Origin of the sequence: Citrobacter freundii complex sp. 2024EL-00216, assembly GCF_043945515.1 — a bacterium.
Taxonomy (GTDB): domain Bacteria; phylum Pseudomonadota; class Gammaproteobacteria; order Enterobacterales; family Enterobacteriaceae; genus Citrobacter; species Citrobacter portucalensis.
Map to the genome: position 1 here is coordinate 31,298 of NZ_JBIMRA010000027.1, position 17,131 is coordinate 48,428.

Sequence of the window (17,131 nt, forward strand, 5' to 3'; positions counted from 1 at the left end):
GCTTACCCGCCAAATTAATTAAGGACGTTTGCCAAACTCGCAGGTTAATTGCGTCCAGCGGCGCGCCTGCTCGCTGATGCTGAAGCCCAGACCGTGACGATCGGAAACCCACATCCGGCCATCGCGCAGCTCAAGTTGTTCGTTAAATAACGGGTTCAGCCATTCGAAATGCTCCAGCCATGGCTCAAGCGGATAAGCAGCGGACAGATGCAGGTGAACTTCCATAGCGAAGTGCGGAGCCAACTTGCGACCATGTTTAGCCGCCAGGTCCATAATTTTCAGGAACGGTGAAATCCCTCCCACACGCGGTGCATCGGGCTGCACAAAATCGCTGGCATTGCCGAGGATCAGCTGTTCATGCTCGCGGAAGCTGGTCAGCATTTCACCGGTGGCAATCGGGGTATCAAGCGCGGCGGCCAGTTGGGCGTGGCCCTCAACATCGTAGGCGTCCAGCGGCTCTTCAATCCAGATTAGATTAAACTGCTCCATTTTACGTCCCATACGGATGGCGGTTTCCCGATCCCACTGCTGATTGGCATCGACCATTAGCGGGAAGTCATCCCCCAGCGCTTCACGCACCGCGGTTAAGCGGTGAATATCCTCGGCGCAGTTTGGCTGACCAACCTTGAGTTTGATACCACCAATGCCGTTTTCACGGGAAATAACCACGTTTTTTAGCACCTGATCCAGCGGCGTATGCAGGAATCCGCCGGAGGTGTTGTAGCACTGCACGGAGTCCCGATGCGCGCCAAGCAGTTTTGCCAGCGGCAATCCTGCACGCTTGGCTTTCATATCCCATAATGCGATATCGATAGGGGAGATGGCTTGTACCGCCATGCCGCTGCGCCCCACGGAAGCGCCAGCCCACAGCAGCTTGGTGTAGATCTTGTCAATATCGTTTGGATCTTCGCCTAACAGGTTATCGGCAATTTCTTTGGCATGCGCATAGATTCCCTGGCCGCCAGCCCGCTTGGAGTAACTAAATCCCACGCCTTCAAACCCGTCGCGGCTGCGGATCTCGGCGATGATTATGGCGACTTCAGTTAGCGGTTTCTGGCGACCGGTGAGCACTTTGGCATCGCTCACGGGTGTTGCCAGAGGAAGGAAAGCCAGAGACAGTTTTACCCATTCAATACGGTCACCGGTTTCTGCTGCGGTTTTAGCGTTAGCCGATTTGGCATAGGTCACGGCATCGGAATTGGCACTTAAAGACATATTGTTCTCTCCTGGTGATAACAAATGATTGCGCTATCATTTTTAATGTTAGCGCAATCACTGTGCCAGCGAATTGACTGCGATTTGAACAATTGCTCACAAATTCAGAGAGAGAAGGGTGGTAAATTATAAACGACGTCACATTCCAGTACTTTATGGAGAAATGCACAAATCATTGTGATTGCGCTATCATTTTGAGTGGCGATAATTAACTAAGCTGCTGTTTTCCCTGCGTTATCACTGAGCAACGCTGGCAATAGCCAAAATCATGATGAATAATGCCAGGATAAATCAGCGATTTTTGACAAGGGCATCGACAGTGAAAAATCCCAAACCACCGCGCGCTCCCACGCTGGAAGATGTTGCCCGTACCGCGGGATTGTCACCCATGACGGTGAGCAGGGCGTTGAATACCCCGCAGCTGGTGCGCCCGAAAACGGTTGAAAAAGTGATGCAGGCGGTGCGCGCCACCGGCTATATTCCCAACGCACTGGCTGGGGGACTGGCGTCGCGTCGCAGCAAGCTTATCGCCGTGGTTATTCCGCAAATTAACAACAATATGTTTGTCGATACCATCCAGTCATTAAGTGATGAACTGGCAGAACGCGGATACCACATTTTGCTTTGCGTGTCGGGTTATACACCGCAAACTGAGGCAGAGCTGGTGGCGACGCTGCTTTCTCGTCGCCCGGATGGTGTAGTACTCACCGGTATTCATCATACCGCTGAGCTGAAAAAAGTGATTCTTAATGCGGCCATCCCGGTCGTGGAAATCTGGGATTTAACCCCAACACCCATCGATATGCTGGTCGGTTTTTCGCATGAAAAGGTCGGGCAAGCGGTGGCAGACTATCTGCTGAATAAAGGCTATCGACGTCCGGGGTTGTTATGGACTGCCGATCGCCGGGCAGGCCAGCGTAAACAAGGACTGTGCGATGCGTTGAGTCGTCATGGTATTGCGGCTGACGCACAGGTGGACGTCCCGCTACCGGCCTCTCTGGCATTGGGACGCACTGGATTAACGCAGCTATTGGCGGAGCGCGAGTTTGATGTCATTGTCTGTAGCTCTGATACGCTAGCCCAGGGGGCGATCATGGAGGCCGAAAGTCGCGGTATACGCGTGCCGCAAGAGTTGGCGGTAATCGGTTTTGGCGATCTGGATTTTGCTGCCAGCAATCGGCCCGCCATCACCACCGTCAGCGTCGACAGACGGGCCATCGGGCAACGTGCTGCCTCACTGCTTGCCGATCGTATCGAACAAATTCCGCGTGAAGACGATATTATTGATGTCGGTTTTCATCTGGTAGAACGAGAGTCCGCATAAGTTACCTGCAACCCAAAACAATAAGGAATCTGCTATGCCGCACGTTGATATTAAATGTTTTCCTCGCTCTCTTACCGACGAACAGAAAACCGCCCTGGCGGCGGATATTACCGAGGTTATTATTCGTCATTTGCAAAGCAAAGACAGTTCAGTCAGCGTGGCGCTCAATGAAGTTGAGCCAGAGGCGTGGCAGGCCGTGTGGGATAAGGAAATTGTGCCGCAGATGGCGAGATTAATTAAAAAACCTGGCTACAGTATGTAAGAAAAAACGGGCGGATTTCCGCCCGTTTTCGTTGTGCTTATGGCGTAACGATGTTGAACCAGAATTCGAATTTATCCATATAGCCGAGCATGGCATCAAGCTTGGCGCCGTCACCGGTTATCTTCACGTCACCGCTGTCTTGTGCCTGTTTCAGCGTCACTTCCTTGAGGATGATTTTGTTCAGCGTATCGCGATTAAGCGTGATCGTAGCATCGGCATCTTTCGCTTCGGCATTGGCGGTATGGTTCAGGACGCCATTCTCCAGCTCAAGCTTATATTTACCGCCATCACTGCCAAGATCGATGTTAAACACCGACTTCGCATCACCCGCTTTTTGTCCGTTAATATGCACTGCCAGATAATCGAAGAACATTTCCGGCGTCATAGCACGAACGGTATCCGGGCTGGCGGTATTCGGGGTTGGGCCTTTGACCACGCCGTTACGCAGCTCTTGCGCGCCGGTCAGGTAGAAGTTACGCCACGGGCCGGATTCAGCCTGATAACCCAGTTGCTCAAGCGCATCTGCTTCCAGATTACGTGCGGCCTGGTTATTTGGATCGGCAAACACGACTTTGCTTACCACCTGTGCCACCCAGCGGTAGTTGCCCTGGTCATAGTCGGCTTTAGCTTTCTGCAAAATGGCGTCCGCACCGCCCATGTAGTCGACAAATTTCTTCGCAGATTCTTCCGGCGGCAGCTCATCCAGCGTTGCCGGGTTGCCGTCAAACCAGCCGAGATAGAGCACATACGTCGCTTTTACGTCATGGCTCACGGAGCCATTGTAACCGCGGTTAGCCCAGGTATGTGCCAGTGAGTCCGGCAGCTTAAAGTTGGCAGCGATTTCATCGCGGGTCAGACCTTCGTTAGCCATGCGTAGCGTCTGGTCGTTGATGTAACGATACAGATCGCGCTGACTTTTCAGCAGGCTGACCACCTTATCATTACCCCAGGTTGGCCAATGGTGCTGCGCCATCAGCACTTCGGCTTTATCACCCCAGCGCACAATCGCTTCGTTGATGTATTTGGACCACGGCAGCGGCTCACGAATTTTGGCTCCGCGCAGGGAGTAGGTGTTGTGCAGGGTGTGGGTAACATCTTCTGCGGATTCAATCAGTTTCTTCTCTTCGATGTACCACAGCATTTCCGATGGTGCTTCGGAACCCGGGGCCAGCATGAAGTCATAGGTCAGGCCGTCGATGACCTCTTTTTGTCCATCTTTCTCAATGATATTTGTTGGCGCAATCAGGGTAACGGTTCCCGCGGAGGTCGTGGTTCCCAGTCCCGCGCCGACCTGGCCTTTGGCATCAGGTTTTAACAGGTTGCCGTACATGTAGCTCGCGCGGCGGCTCATGACGTTACCGGCCATGATATTCTCAGCGACCGCGGCTTCCATAAAGCCGGCTGGCGCATAAACTTTCACTTTTCCCGCTTTAACGTCGGCTTCATCGACAACGCCGCGTACGCCGCCGTAATGGTCAACGTGGCTGTGGGTATAAATCACCGCAACAACTGGTTTTTGACCGCGGTTTTTAAAGTAAAGATCCATCCCGACTTTGGCCGTTTCTGCCGAGACCAGCGGGTCAACAACGGTGATGCCTTCTTTACCTTCAATAATGGTCATGTTTGACAGATCGAGGTTACGAATCTGGTAAACGCCATCCGTTACTTCAAACAGCCCGCTGATGTTGATCAACTGAGATTGACGCCACAGGCTCGGGTTTACCGTATCCGGGGCTTTATCGCCTTCTTTGATGAACGCGTACTGCTGCGGATTCCAGATAACATTTCCCTGCTCGCCCTTGATCACGTCCTGCGGGAGTGGGGCGATAAAGCCTTTGTGGGCGTCGGTAAAGTCGGTGTTATCGGAGAAGGGCAGTTGATTGTAAAGCGCGTTGTTGGCTTGTTGCGTGGCGGCTGTAGCGTCTTTGGGGGCTTCAGCGGCCATAAGGGGAACAGAAAACGATGTGAGTAACCCAGCAAGTATAAAACTTTGTGCGATTCTATTAAGTTGCATCGTAAAACCTCTCTGACACTTCAAAAGTACAGTTGGGGATGCTGCTTTGACGGATAGCGTTTTGATTAGGTATTTGAGTTAGTGCAAGATTAACTATAATTCACATGAATGATTAGGCAAGGAAGGCAGAGATAATTTATCTAACTGGTTTTTCAGAAGTTTTAAGAAAACAGTTGCGGATGACAGAGCAGAACTGCCATCCGTTAGCATACTATCATTCACCTGCGATAATGCGTTTCCCGCTGGAGATAAACGTTCCGGCCCCAAGGTGATGCAGAGTATTGAGCTTGCCATCATCAAACTGCCAGCGTCCTTCCACGAAGGCTCGCTCATCAGCGGCTGCGGAGACTACTTCCCCAAACAGAGTGTCATATTTTTCCTGTGCCGCCGTGGCTGGCAACAGGCGACACTCCATCCAGGCCAGACATTTCGCTTCTATCAGCGGTAAACCTAGCACGGGTCCTTGCACCACGGGAATGCCGTAACAGTTGAATTTATCTTCCACGCGACCGGAAACGCTGCCTACGGCCCAGGTCCAGTTGACGGCGGCGATACCCGGAATAACGATGCCGAATTTACCGCTACGTTCAATGAGATCTCGCGACCAGGCGGTCTTATCAACAACAATTGCTACCCGCGGCGGCTCAAATTCCACGGGCATTGACCATGCCGCAGCCATCACATTTCGCCGCTCGGTATGCTCATCCTGGCTGGTTATCAATATCGTTGGGCCATGATTGAGTAGCCGGCTGGCATGTTTTAATTCGATCGGACGAAAATGGCTCATGGATGCTCCTTGGCTGAGAGATAACACACCACAATAAACATAGATATTAACGGTATTAGCGATTTTGTCGCCTCACAGGAATTAACAACGCACAAAATCGACAGCGTAAATCGAAAAATACGTTATAAGTACTGCATTAATCGAACAGGAACTCCGTATGACGCCTTTTTTAACCGCTTATTTTGCCCGTATTGGCTGGTCAGGTTCGGCCAACGTCAACCTTGAAACCTTGCAAGCGCTACATCTACTGCACAACAGCGCAATTCCCTTTGAAAACCTGGATGTATTACTGCCAAGAGAGATGCAGCTTGACGATTTGTCGCTAGAAGAGAAGCTGGTAACGGCGCGTCGTGGCGGTTATTGCTTTGAACAGAACGGCGTGTTTGAGCGCGCGTTACGCGAAATCGGTTTTAACGTACGTAGCCTTCTCGGTCGCGTGGTTCTGGCAAATCCGTCAAGTCTGCCGCCGCGCACGCATCGTTTGTTGCTGGTTGAATTGCAGGGAGAGCAGTGGATCGCCGACGTCGGTTTCGGCGGGCAAACGCTGACAGCACCAATTCGTCTGCAGGCCAACACTGAGCAGAAGACGCCACACGGCGAATATCGGCTGATTCAGGAAGGTGAAGATTGGATCCTCCAGTTCCGTCATCACGAACACTGGCAGTCAATGTATCGTTTCGATCTGGTCGCGCAGCATCAGAGCGATTATCTGATGGGCAACTTCTGGTCCGCACACTGGCCGCAATCACATTTTCGCCATCATCTGCTGATGTGCCGTCATCTGCCCGACGGCGGGAAATTAACGTTAACCAATTTTCACTTTACCCATTATCAGGATGGACATGCGGTAGAGCAGATTAATTTGCCTGACGTCGCCAGTTTGTATGCATTGTTGCAAGAACGATTTGGACTGGGTGTGGATGACGTGAAGCATGGATTTACCGAAGATGAGCTGGCGACGGTCATGGCGGCGTTTGATACGCATCCGGAGGCGGGGAAATAGGGGCATCGGAATTAATGCCGGATGCGGCGTCATCGCCTTATCCGGCCTACGGGAACAATTAAAAATCTATCGCCCATTCTGCGTGAAACAGGATCACCGCCGAACCGGTAATGGTGACTTTTTCCGGCTGGTTTTCACGGATAGTCACCGTCACATCAACAATCCCGTCGCGCCCGAGCGCACGGCCCTGATGCCCCTGAACACGTAACGTTTTGCCATCATGCGCCATCAGCCCATGGTGGACCAGCCACGCGCCCATTGGACCGTTGGCATTGCCGGTAACCGGGTCTTCCACAATACCAATAGCAGGTGAAAACATGCGGCCATCAGTGGCGTTTTCGCCCTTGCGGATTTGAAAAGGGAAAAAGCCGTTACAGCCAATTTGCTGGCTGATGGCGGTCAAAGCCGGTAAATCAGGGGAAAGGGCGTCAAGGTCCACCTCGGGTTTCAGTGGAATCATCACTTTCGAATGTCCGGTCGTGGCAACCTGAATGGGTAAGCCTGCCAGCATATCGTCTTCGCTCAGGTGCAGCGCATCGAGAATCGCAGTACGAACAGCGCCCTCCAGCGGAGGTTCAAAACCCGGTTCACCTTGCTCAAGGCTAATGCGATAGTCGTTCCCGGTAGCGTCAATATCCACCCGATGACGTCCGGCCAGCGAGGTTTGCCAGACCATGCAGTTGCCCAGACCCAGCGCCCTGGCCCGCACGTAATGCGCGGCGACGGTAGCATGCCCACAGATAGGAACTTCGACCGTCGGGGTGAAATAGCGGATGCGAACATCGCTGTCGTCACTGGTCAGCAGAAATGCGGTTTCTGAATGACGCAGCTCGCGAGCGATGAGCTGCATCTGCGCGTCACTCAGCCCATCAGCATGTAAAACCACACCTGCTGAGTTGCCGCGAAAAGGGACCGGGGTAAAGGCATCGACGTGGTAAACCTGTGGTTTCATTAGCGTTCTCCCTGAAATGGAGAAGCATCATAACGTACAAAAAGCGGGATAGCGATGCAGGCCCGGTAAGCGCAAGCGCTACCGGGCATCAGAGTTCAATTATCGGCGGGAACGAACTATTTGATAGCGGCGAGTGAAGTACTCAAACGGCGCACTCCATACGTGGACCAGACGGGTGAACGGGAATAGCAGGAAGATAGTCATCCCCAGAACCAGGTGCACACGGAAAATCAACGCCACGCCATCCAGATGTGCAGATGCGCCGCCCTGGAAGGTCACCACTGACTGCGCCCAACCAACCAGTTTCAGCATTTCACTGCCGTCAGGATGCTGTGCGGAGAACGGGATGGTGGTTAAGCCGAGGATACACTGAATCAGCAGAACGCAAAGGATCAGAATATCAGCGGTGGAAGACGTTGCACGAATGCGCGGGTTGGTCAGACGCCGCACCAGCAAACCTGCGCCACCAACCAGCGTCAGTACGCCACAAAGCCCACCGGCAATCATCGCCATCTGTTGTTTCACCGCAATCGGCAGGAACCAGGCATACATCCAGTGCGGCGTTAGCATGCCGAACAGGTGACCGAAAAAGATCCCCAGAATGCCGATGTGGAACAGGTTTGACCACAGCACCATGCCGCGTTTGTCCAGCATCTGGCTGGAAGAGGCGCGCCAGGTGTATTGCCCGTAGTCATAGCGTAGCCAACTGCCGAGGATAAATACCGTACCGCACAGGTACGGGTAGATATCGTAAAAAAAGACGTTCAGGTACTGTATCATTTCGGGCCTCCCGCGCTGACGTCGACATACTGCGGCGCAACGTCCTGGCTAAAGCGTCGTTGATAGTTTTGTAACGGTGAACTGTCGCAGGCGGTGGCGTTATCCTCGATAAACTTCACCTGTTCCTCTTCCCACACCGCATCCAGCGCCTGACGAGTATCATCGCGGGTTTCAGCACCAACCTGCTTAGTGACACTGTCACTTGAAAGAGGGCTTCCGGCAAGCAGCAGCAGGGCGTCAAACAGTTGATACCACGGTGTATCGCGCTGTTTTAAGCGCCCGCCCAACAGAGCCAGAATCGGTGCAACGTTCTGCAGTCCTTCTTTAGCCTGGTCCTCCGGCAACACGCTCAAATACTCCAGATACAACGGCAGGTGATCCGGTAGTTCGCGGCAGTCGAGCTGTAGCCCGACCTTTTCATACTGCGCCAGCAGATCAACCATCGCCTGACCCCGGTCACGGGACTCGGCGTGCACGTGCTCAAACAACAGCAGAGAGGTGGCCCGGCCCCGGTCAAAGATTTCGCACCATTCCGCTTGTTTATCCAGCAGTGGCGCATTGAGCAATCCCTGGCTAAATTCGGTAAGCATGGGGGCATCGCTGGCCACAAGCGCCAGCGCGTCGTCTTTATACTCCCACAGCAGCTCGTCGGGATATTCCATCAGCAGGCCGATAACCTTCAGGATTTGCATTATTCACCCTCCGCTTTATCGCGAACTTCGGTGATGTCGATGGCATCAATACGGCTACTGTTAAACAGGTTGAATTTGGTATCTGAGCCATGGCAGCCGTCACCGAAGGTAAATCCGCAGCCGTTTTTCTCAGGGAAGGCATCGCGCGCCATTTCACGGTGGCTGGTCGGGATCACAAAGCGGTCCTCATAGTTGGCGATGGCCAGATAGCGATACATCTCTTCAACCTGCTCAACGGTCAAACCTACTTCCTCAATCGCGCGGGTGTCCGTCACGCCTTCCACTGTTTGCGCACGCATATAGTGGCGCATGGCCATCATACGTTTCAGCGCGCGCAGCACCGGACCGGTATCACCCGCACTGAGCATGTTGGCGAGGTACTGAACCGGAATTCGCAGCGACTCAACCGCCGGCAAAATGTTGCCATTGTGCGGCAGTCCGCCCGCGTCGGCGACCGACTGAATCGGTGACAATGGCGGTACATACCAGACCATCGGCAGGGTGCGATATTCCGGGTGCAGCGGCAGCGCCAGTTTCCAGTCCATCGCCATTTTGTAGACTGGCGAACGTTGGGCCGCTTCGATGACGTTGTGCGGAATACCTTGTTTTAACGCCTCTTCAATGACCGCCGGATCGTGCGGATTGAGGAATACATCGCACTGACGCTCATAGAGATCGGTCTCATGCTCGGTGCTGGCCGCTTCTTCGATGCGGTCGGCGTCGTACAGCAATACGCCGAGATAACGAATACGTCCAACGCAGGTTTCCGAACATACCGTCGGCTGGCCGGACTCAATTCGTGGGTAGCAGAAAATGCACTTCTCTGACTTACCGCTCTTCCAGTTAAAGTAGATTTTTTTGTACGGACAGCCGCTGATGCACAAGCGCCAGCCGCGACATTTGTCCTGGTCGATCAGCACAATGCCGTCTTCTTCACGCTTGTAGATAGCACCGCTTGGGCAGGTGGCGACACAGCTTGGGTTCAGGCAGTGCTCGCACAGGCGCGGTAAATACATCATGAAGGTGTTTTCGAACTGGCCGTACATCTCCTTTTGCATCTTCTCGAAGTTACGGTCGCGGGCACGTTTTGAGAATTCGCCGCCGAGCAGTTCTTCCCAGTTGGGGCCCCAGATAATCTTGTCCATCCGTTTGCCGTCAATCAACGAACGTGGACGCGCAGTGGGCTGGTTTTTGCTTTCCGGCGCGCTATGCAGATGCTGATAATCGTAGGTAAACGGCTCATAGTAATCATCGATTTGCGGGATCACCGGGTTGGCGAAAATTTTGGTGATGACGCCCATCTTACCGCCCAGACGCGGTCTTATTTTGCCGTTAACATCGCGAACCCAGCCGCCTTGCCACTCTTCCTGATCTTCCCAGTTTTTTGGATAGCCAATCCCCGGTTTAGTCTCGACGTTGTTAAACCACGCATATTCCATCCCTTCACGCCCGGTCCAGACGTTTTTACAGGTGACGGAGCAGGTGTGGCAGCCGATGCACTTATCCAGATTAAGAACCATGCCTACCTGTGAGCGTATTTTCATTTTTTCGCCTCCTGTACCTGATCGCGACCTTCATCATCCAGCCAGTTAATATTTTTCATTTTTCTAATCATGATGAACTCATCGCGGTTAGAGCCGACCGTACCGTAATAGTTGAAGCTGTATGCCAGCTGCGCATAGCCACCTATCATGTGCGTGGGTTTCGGGCAGACGCGGGTCACCGAGTTATGGATCCCGCCGCGCATCCCGGTCACTTCTGAGCCAGGGATATTCATGATTCGCTCCTGAGCGTGATACATCATGGTCATTCCCGGTGGCACGCGTTGACTCACCACTGCACGCGCGGTGAGCGCACCGTTGGCGTTGAAGGCTTCAATCCAGTCGTTATCCTCAATGCCCAGCTCTTTGGCATCGGTTTCGCTGATCCAGACAATAGGTCCGCCGCGCGACAGCGTCAGCATCAGCAGGTTTTCACTATAGGTGGAGTGGATCCCCCATTTCTGATGCGGCGTCAGGAAGTTGAGCGCTTTTTCCGGGAAGCCGTTAGGCGGAACCTCGCGCATTTCACTGACGCTGCGGGTATCGATAGGTGGACGATACGCCACCAGACTTTCACCGAACGCACGCATCCACGCATGATCCTGATACAGTTGTTGGCGACCGGACAGGGTACGCCATGGGATCAGCTCGTGGACGTTGGTATAGCCTGCGTTATAGGAGACATGTTCACTTTCCAACCCGGACCAGGTGGGGCTGGAGATGATTTTGCGCGGCTGTGCCTGGATATCGCGAAAACGGATCTTCTCGTCTTCTTTGTTCAACGCCAGATGCGTATGGTCGCGTCCGGTCATCGCCCCCAGCGCTTCCCAGGCTTTCACCGCCACCTGACCATTTGTTTCCGGTGCCAGGGCAAGGATCACCTCAGATGCATCCAGCGCAGTGTCAATCAGCGGGCGTCCTTTTGCCGGGCCTTCGCGCTTGGTGTAGTTCAGCTTGCCGAGGAAATCGACTTCCGCCTGGGTATTCCACGCAATGCCTTTCCCGCCGTTACCGAGTTTGTCCATGAGCGGGCCAAGTGAAGTAAAGCGTTCGTAGGTGGCGGGGTAGTCACGCTCCACAACGGCGATATTCGGTGCCGTTTTGCCCGGGAGGAGATCGCATTCGCCTTTGCGCCAGTCCTGAATGTCAAACGGCTGCGCCAGCTCTGCCGGAGAGTCATGTTGCAGTGGTTGCAACACCACATCCGTTTCTTGTCCAAGGTGTCCGACGCAAACCTCAGAAAATACTTTGGCGATGCCTTTATAAATTTCCCAGTCGCTCTTCGATTCCCATGCCGGGTCGACCGCCGCAGACAACGGGTGAATAAACGGATGCATATCCGAGGTATTCATATCGTCTTTTTCATACCAGGTAGCGGTTGGCAGAACGATATCGGAGAACAAACAGGTACTGGACATACGGAAATCGAGCGTGACCAGCAGATCGAGCTTGCCCTCTATCGCCGCCGACTGCCATTCAACCTCTTCAGGTTTAATACCCTCGCTTGAACCGAGCGCTTCCCCCTGGATCCCGCTTTCGGTACCCAGCAAATATTTGAGCATGTATTCATGCCCTTTACCGGAGGAGCCGAGCAGGTTAGAGCGCCAGACGAAGAGGTTGCGCGGATGGTTTTTGCCGTTATCTGGCTGTTCGCAGGCAAAACGAATATCACCTGACTTCAGCGCCTGTGCGGTGTATTGCGCAGGAGATAGCCCTGCTTGTTCGGCTTTTGCTTTAACAGTCAAAGGGTTGAGGTTAAGCTGCGGCGCAGACGGCAGCCAGCCCATCCTTTCAGCCCGCACGTTAAAGTCAATCAAATGTCCGCTAAACTTCGACGCATCGGCCAGTGGAGAGAGGAGTTCCTGCGCGGTAAGTTTTTCATAACGCCACTGGCTGGAATGGTTGTAGAAAAACGAAGTGCTGTTCATCTGACGCGGTGGTCGGTTCCAGTCCAGCGCAAAGGCCAGCGGCAACCAACCGGTTTGCGGTCGCAGTTTCTCCTGACCCACATAGTGCGCCCAGCCGCCGCCGCTTTGTCCCACACAGCCACAGAACACGAGGATGTTAATCATGCCACGGTAGTTCATATCCATGTGATACCAGTGGTTGACGCCAGCCCCGAGAATGATCATCGAACGGCCATGCGTTTTGTGCGCCGTATCGGCAAACTCACGGGCGATCTGTTCGATATGACGGCGTGGCACACCGGTAATTTGCTCGCCCCAGGCCGGGGTGTAGGCTTTCACTTCGCTGTAATCTTGCGCGCTATGAACGTCATCCAGACCACGATCGAGGCCATAATTCGCCAGCACCAGATCATAGACGCTCACCACCGGGCAACGGCTACCGTCAGCGAGGGTAAGATGTTTTACCGGTAGTTGACGGATCAGCACCGGTTCTTGTTTTACACTGCGAAAATGTGGGTTTTCGTTGCCGCCAAAATAGGGGAATGCCACGCCGGTCACTTCATCATGCTGACCAAGCAGCGAAAGAGAAAGTTCAGTTTCAGCGCCAGCCGCCAGTGGTTCCAGGTTCCATTTGCCTTTTTCCCCCCAGCGAAAACCGATAGATCCGTTCGGGACAACCAGTTCGCCAGCGCTGTTAAAGGCTACCGTTTTCCACTCTGGATTGTTGCTTTCGCCCAGACCATCGACAAGGTCTGAAGCACGCATCATGCGTCCAGGCACGTAGCTGCCATCTTCGCGGGCATCCAGTAAAACCAGCATCGGCATGTCGGTATAGCGACGACAGTAATTGAGGAAATAATCGCTGGGATTGTCGAGGTGGAACTCTTTCAGGATGACGTGGCCCATCGCCATTGCCAGCGCGCTGTCTGTTCCTTGTTTGGGTGCCAGCCACTGATCGCACAGTTTGGCGACTTCCGAGTAATCCGGCGTAATGGCAATCGTCTTGGTGCCTTTGTAGCGTACTTCTGTGAAAAAGTGCGCATCCGGGGTACGAGTCTGCGGCACGTTAGAACCCCAGGCGATGATATAGCTGGAGTTATACCAGTCGGCGGATTCAGGAACGTCGGTCTGCTCGCCCCAGGTCATCGGTGACGCGGGCGGTAAGTCGCAGTACCAGTCATAGAAACTCAGACATGTTCCGCCGATTAGCGAGAGATAGCGTGTGCCGGCGGCATAGGAAACCATCGACATCGCCGGGATCGGGGAGAAGCCGACCACGCGATCCGGGCCGTAGGTTTTCACCGTCCAGACGTTGGCGGCAGCAATCAGCTGATTAAGCTCTTTCCAGTTCGAACGGATAAACCCACCGCGCCCGCGTACCTGCTTGTAGCTCTGGCATTTTTGCGGGTCGTTCATAATGGATTCCCAGGCCAGCACCGGATCGGGCTGGTGGGAGAGGGCGTCGCGCCACAATTCGATTAAGCGTTTACGCACCAGCGGATATTTCAGGCGGTTAGCGCTATAGAGATACCACGAGTAACTGGCGCCGCGTGGACAGCCACGGGGCTCATGATTTGGCAGGTCAGGACGAGTACGCGGGTAGTCGGTTTGCTGCGTTTCCCAGGTCACCAACCCGTTTTTAACGTAGATCTTCCAGCTGCATGAGCCGGTACAGTTAACTCCGTGGGTAGAACGCACAATTTTGTCGAACTGCCAGCGCTGACGATAGCTGTCTTCCCAGTCCCGGTTGGTGTGCATCACTTGCCCGTGCCCCTCGGCAAATGTATCGCCCTTTTGTTTAAAGTAGCGAAAGCGGTCTAACAGTTTACTCATGACATAACTCCTGCTTCGATAATATTGCCGACGGTGAATCGAACTCCAGGCCTGATCCGACCTACCTGAATGTCCGATCCTGCGGTATCCATTTTGTTATTTTTTTTGTGATTTACGGCCATAGACCAACCAGGTCACCAGCACGCAGACGATGTAAAACACGAGGAATATTTTCATGGCACCCACCGGAGAGCCGGTCAATGCCAGCGATGAGCCAAACGCTTTAGGAATGAAGAACCCCCCCACAGCGCCAATGGCGGAGATAAACCCCAGGGCGGCGGCGGTATCGGTTACCGCTTCCCGCTGAGCTTGCTCTTCAGTGCCACCATGCAGCTTCACCCGATAAATTGTGATTTTGCGAAAGATCACCGCAATCATCTGGAAGGTTGAACCGCTGCCCAGACCCGCGGTCAGGAACAAGCCCATAAACACCAGGTAAAACGCGATAAAGCTACCTTCGCCCGAGCCGGGCAAAGTGAGAAACAGCAGGGCGCTGAACAGTGCCATAAAGATGAAGTTAATTAAGGTGACACGCACACCACCAAACTTGTCAGAGATAACACCACCCGCCGATCGTGCAAGCGCGCCGATGAAGGGGCCGAAGAACGCCAGTTGCAGGATATTCACGTCGGGGAACTGGGTTTTCGCCAGCATGGCAAAGCCTGCCGAAAAACCGATAAATGAGCCGAAGGTGGCGAGATACAGCAGGCTTAATAACCACAGATGAAAACGCTTGAGTACCGGTAACTGGGAGGCAATTGAGGCCTTCGAGCTGGCAATGTCGTTCATTCCCATGCCCGCTGCCACGGTGGCTATCAGCAGTAACGGCACCCATATCCATGCTGCATTGGCCAGCGACAATAACGAGCCGTCAGCTTGCGGTACGCCCTGTACGCCCAAAAAGGTAAATATGGGCAGAAAGATCACCAGTGGCGCGATCAACTGCATCACGCTGACGCCGAGGTTGCCGAGACCACCGTTAACGCCTAATGCGCTACCTTGCTTCGCTTTGGGGAAGAAAAAGCTGATATTGCCCATGCTGGAGGCAAAGTTAGCGCCAGCAAAACCACACATCAGCGCAATGATTATAAATACTCCAAACGGAGTAGCGGTATTTTGCACGGCAAATCCGAGCCAGACGCAGGGAATAACCAGAATAATCGTGCTAAAAATGGTCCAGCGACGACCACCAAATATAGGTACCATAAAGGAGTAGGGTACGCGCAATATTGCACCAGAAAGAGATGGCAATGCCGTTAATAAAAACAGTTGGTCGGTGGTGAAATTAAAACCAATTTTATTCAGATTGACGGCTACGGCACTGAACAGCATCCAGACGCAAAACGCAAGAAGCAGGCAACTCACTGATATCCAGAGGTTTCTGCGCGCAATGTGCTTGCCTTTATTTTCCCAAAAGCCGGGGTTCTCTGGTTTCCAGTCAGTTAAAAGATAACGATTATTTTTCTCATTTGATGATGACATATTATTCTCCATGCACATGCCGTTCATGAAAAAGAAATAAACGCATGCAGCGCCGCGCGGCTTCTTTTTAGAAACTATTGAAAAGTTTTAGGAATATTGACTGAAAGAATAGATAAAAAAGCGCAATAACGCGGCGTGATGGGAGAATTACACGTTGCTTAAGTGTTACTAATTGTAAACATAAAAGATGTATTGTTAATCCATCTATTACATCAAATAAATAACTCCTGCGTTATCATACGATCAAGGTGACGATCGAATGCAGGATCGGCCATTTCCTCAATACCTAATATGTACATACCATCCAGGCCGCAGACTAATGCGATTAAGCGCCATGCGACGTCGGCGGCATCAGGCGCGGATGAGAACTCACCGGCTTTCTGTCCTTGTGTAATGATGTTGGCGGTTTCTTCGTGCCACATTCGCATGGTCAACAGGTAGGCGCTTTTAATTTCCGGATCTTTACCCGCAACAACCTGTGCTTCACGCCATAGCTTAATATAGGGTTCCAGACCACCATCTTCACTGCCTAGCATCGCATGCAGTCGCTCACGGAAACTGGCGTCTTCGCTGACCAGTTCGGCATCAAGTAGGGTGCGGATAAGGCGCACAAATACCTGGGATTTGAGTTCGCCGGCAGAGGCGAAATGGTGATGTACGGGGTCTGACGCTCAGTGGAACGAAAACTCACGTTAAGCAACGTTTTCTGCCTCTGACGCCTCTTTTAATGGTCTCAGATGTCCTTTGGTCACCAGTTCTGCCAGCGTGAAGGAATAATGGCCGAGCATATTGATATGTCCGTGGCAAAGCGGGGAGAGGCGTGCGATATCTTCATCATTCAGTGTTTCACCCTGCGCCCGGAGATGATCCAGGGCTGCCTGCATATAAATAGTGTTCCATAACACGACGGCGTTAGTGACCAGCCCCAGTGTGCCCAGTTGATCTTCCTGACCGTCGGTATATCGTTTTCTTATCTCACCTTTTTGACCGTGACAGATGGCTCTGGCAACGGCATGGCGACTTTCTCCCCGATTAAGCTGGGTCAGAATGCGCCGGCGGTAATCTTCATCATCAATATAATTAAGCAGATACAGCGTTTTGTTGATGCGCCCCACTTCAATGATTGCCTGAGTCAGTCCGGAAGGACGTTCACTTTTCAGCAATGAACGGACCAGCACTGAAACCTGTACTTTGCCCAGCTTCAGGGAGCCAGCGGTCCGGATCATTTCGTCCCACTGAAGGACTATTTTTCGGGGATCTGATTGCCCTCTGGCAATATCATTCAGCACGCCATAGTCGGCATCATGGTCCATTCGCCAGAAAACCGAAGCACCGGCAT

13 protein-coding genes and 1 pseudogene are annotated in these 17,131 nt (G+C 53.1%); 3 read left to right on the plus strand and 11 right to left on the minus strand.

Going from position 1 to position 17,131, the window contains the following annotated elements; translation table 11 throughout:
- Positions 1–18: 18 nt before the first annotated feature.
- Positions 19–1,215 carry an L-talarate/galactarate dehydratase gene (locus tag ACHHZ7_RS22415; protein ID WP_060682189.1) on the minus strand — a complete coding sequence of 399 codons (1,197 nt, stop codon included), beginning with the start codon at positions 1,213–1,215 and terminating at the stop codon, positions 19–21.
- Between the two features lie 319 nt (positions 1,216–1,534).
- Here ACHHZ7_RS22415 and ACHHZ7_RS22420 point away from each other — a divergent pair, with 319 nt between their 5' ends.
- Positions 1,535–2,539: a LacI family DNA-binding transcriptional regulator gene (locus tag ACHHZ7_RS22420; RefSeq protein ID WP_162623432.1), complete on the plus strand. Its 1,005-nt coding sequence runs from the start codon at positions 1,535–1,537 to the stop codon at positions 2,537–2,539.
- Between the two features lie 34 nt (positions 2,540–2,573).
- On the plus strand, positions 2,574–2,801 hold the full coding sequence (gene pptA, locus ACHHZ7_RS22425) for a tautomerase PptA (RefSeq protein WP_032943490.1): 228 nt from the start codon (positions 2,574–2,576) through the stop codon (positions 2,799–2,801).
- 37 nt (positions 2,802–2,838) lie between these two features.
- Here pptA and ACHHZ7_RS22430 read toward each other — a convergent pair whose 3' ends face one another.
- Positions 2,839–4,815 carry an alkyl/aryl-sulfatase gene (locus tag ACHHZ7_RS22430; protein WP_395149211.1) on the minus strand — a complete coding sequence of 659 codons (1,977 nt, stop codon included), beginning with the start codon at positions 4,813–4,815 and terminating at the stop codon, positions 2,839–2,841.
- A 214-nt stretch (positions 4,816–5,029) separates the two neighbouring features.
- Positions 5,030–5,602, minus strand: coding sequence for a flavin reductase family protein (locus tag ACHHZ7_RS22435; RefSeq protein ID WP_008784810.1), 573 nt, complete (start codon positions 5,600–5,602; stop codon positions 5,030–5,032).
- 157 nt (positions 5,603–5,759) lie between these two features.
- Here ACHHZ7_RS22435 and nhoA point away from each other — a divergent pair, with 157 nt between their 5' ends.
- Positions 5,760–6,605: an N-hydroxyarylamine O-acetyltransferase gene (gene nhoA / locus ACHHZ7_RS22440; protein ID WP_060682190.1), complete on the plus strand. Its 846-nt coding sequence runs from the start codon at positions 5,760–5,762 to the stop codon at positions 6,603–6,605.
- Between the two features lie 58 nt (positions 6,606–6,663).
- Here nhoA and ACHHZ7_RS22445 read toward each other — a convergent pair whose 3' ends face one another.
- From ACHHZ7_RS22445 to ACHHZ7_RS22480, 8 genes and pseudogenes are all read right to left on the minus strand, one after another.
- Positions 6,664–7,557: a PhzF family isomerase gene (locus tag ACHHZ7_RS22445; protein WP_192464119.1), complete on the minus strand. Its 894-nt coding sequence runs from the start codon at positions 7,555–7,557 to the stop codon at positions 6,664–6,666.
- 99 nt (positions 7,558–7,656) lie between these two features.
- Positions 7,657–8,337: a respiratory nitrate reductase subunit gamma gene (narI, locus tag ACHHZ7_RS22450; RefSeq protein WP_003833047.1), complete on the minus strand. Its 681-nt coding sequence runs from the start codon at positions 8,335–8,337 to the stop codon at positions 7,657–7,659.
- A complete protein-coding gene (narW, locus tag ACHHZ7_RS22455; RefSeq protein ID WP_048214176.1) occupies positions 8,334–9,029 on the minus strand; it encodes a nitrate reductase molybdenum cofactor assembly chaperone in 696 nt (231 codons plus the stop codon). The genes narI and narW overlap by 4 nt, the downstream gene beginning before the upstream one ends.
- On the minus strand, positions 9,029–10,573 hold the full coding sequence (gene narH, locus ACHHZ7_RS22460; RefSeq protein WP_008784807.1) for a nitrate reductase subunit beta: 1,545 nt from the start codon (positions 10,571–10,573) through the stop codon (positions 9,029–9,031). Before narH ends, narW begins: the two co-directional genes overlap by 1 nt.
- On the minus strand, positions 10,570–14,310 hold the full coding sequence (locus ACHHZ7_RS22465) for a nitrate reductase subunit alpha (protein ID WP_060682192.1): 3,741 nt from the start codon (positions 14,308–14,310) through the stop codon (positions 10,570–10,572). Before ACHHZ7_RS22465 ends, narH begins: the two co-directional genes overlap by 4 nt.
- 96 nt (positions 14,311–14,406) lie before the next feature.
- Positions 14,407–15,792 (minus strand): NarK family nitrate/nitrite MFS transporter, encoded by a 1,386-nt coding sequence (locus ACHHZ7_RS22470; RefSeq protein ID WP_008784805.1) that lies wholly within the window; start codon positions 15,790–15,792, stop codon positions 14,407–14,409.
- A 212-nt stretch (positions 15,793–16,004) separates the two neighbouring features.
- Positions 16,005–16,463 (minus strand): annotated as a pseudogene (locus tag ACHHZ7_RS22475) (TetR family transcriptional regulator); the annotation flags it as partial.
- 21 nt (positions 16,464–16,484) lie between these two features.
- On the minus strand, positions 16,485–17,131 hold a 647-nt coding region (locus ACHHZ7_RS22480), incomplete at its 5' end, for a Tn3 family transposase (RefSeq protein WP_140416262.1).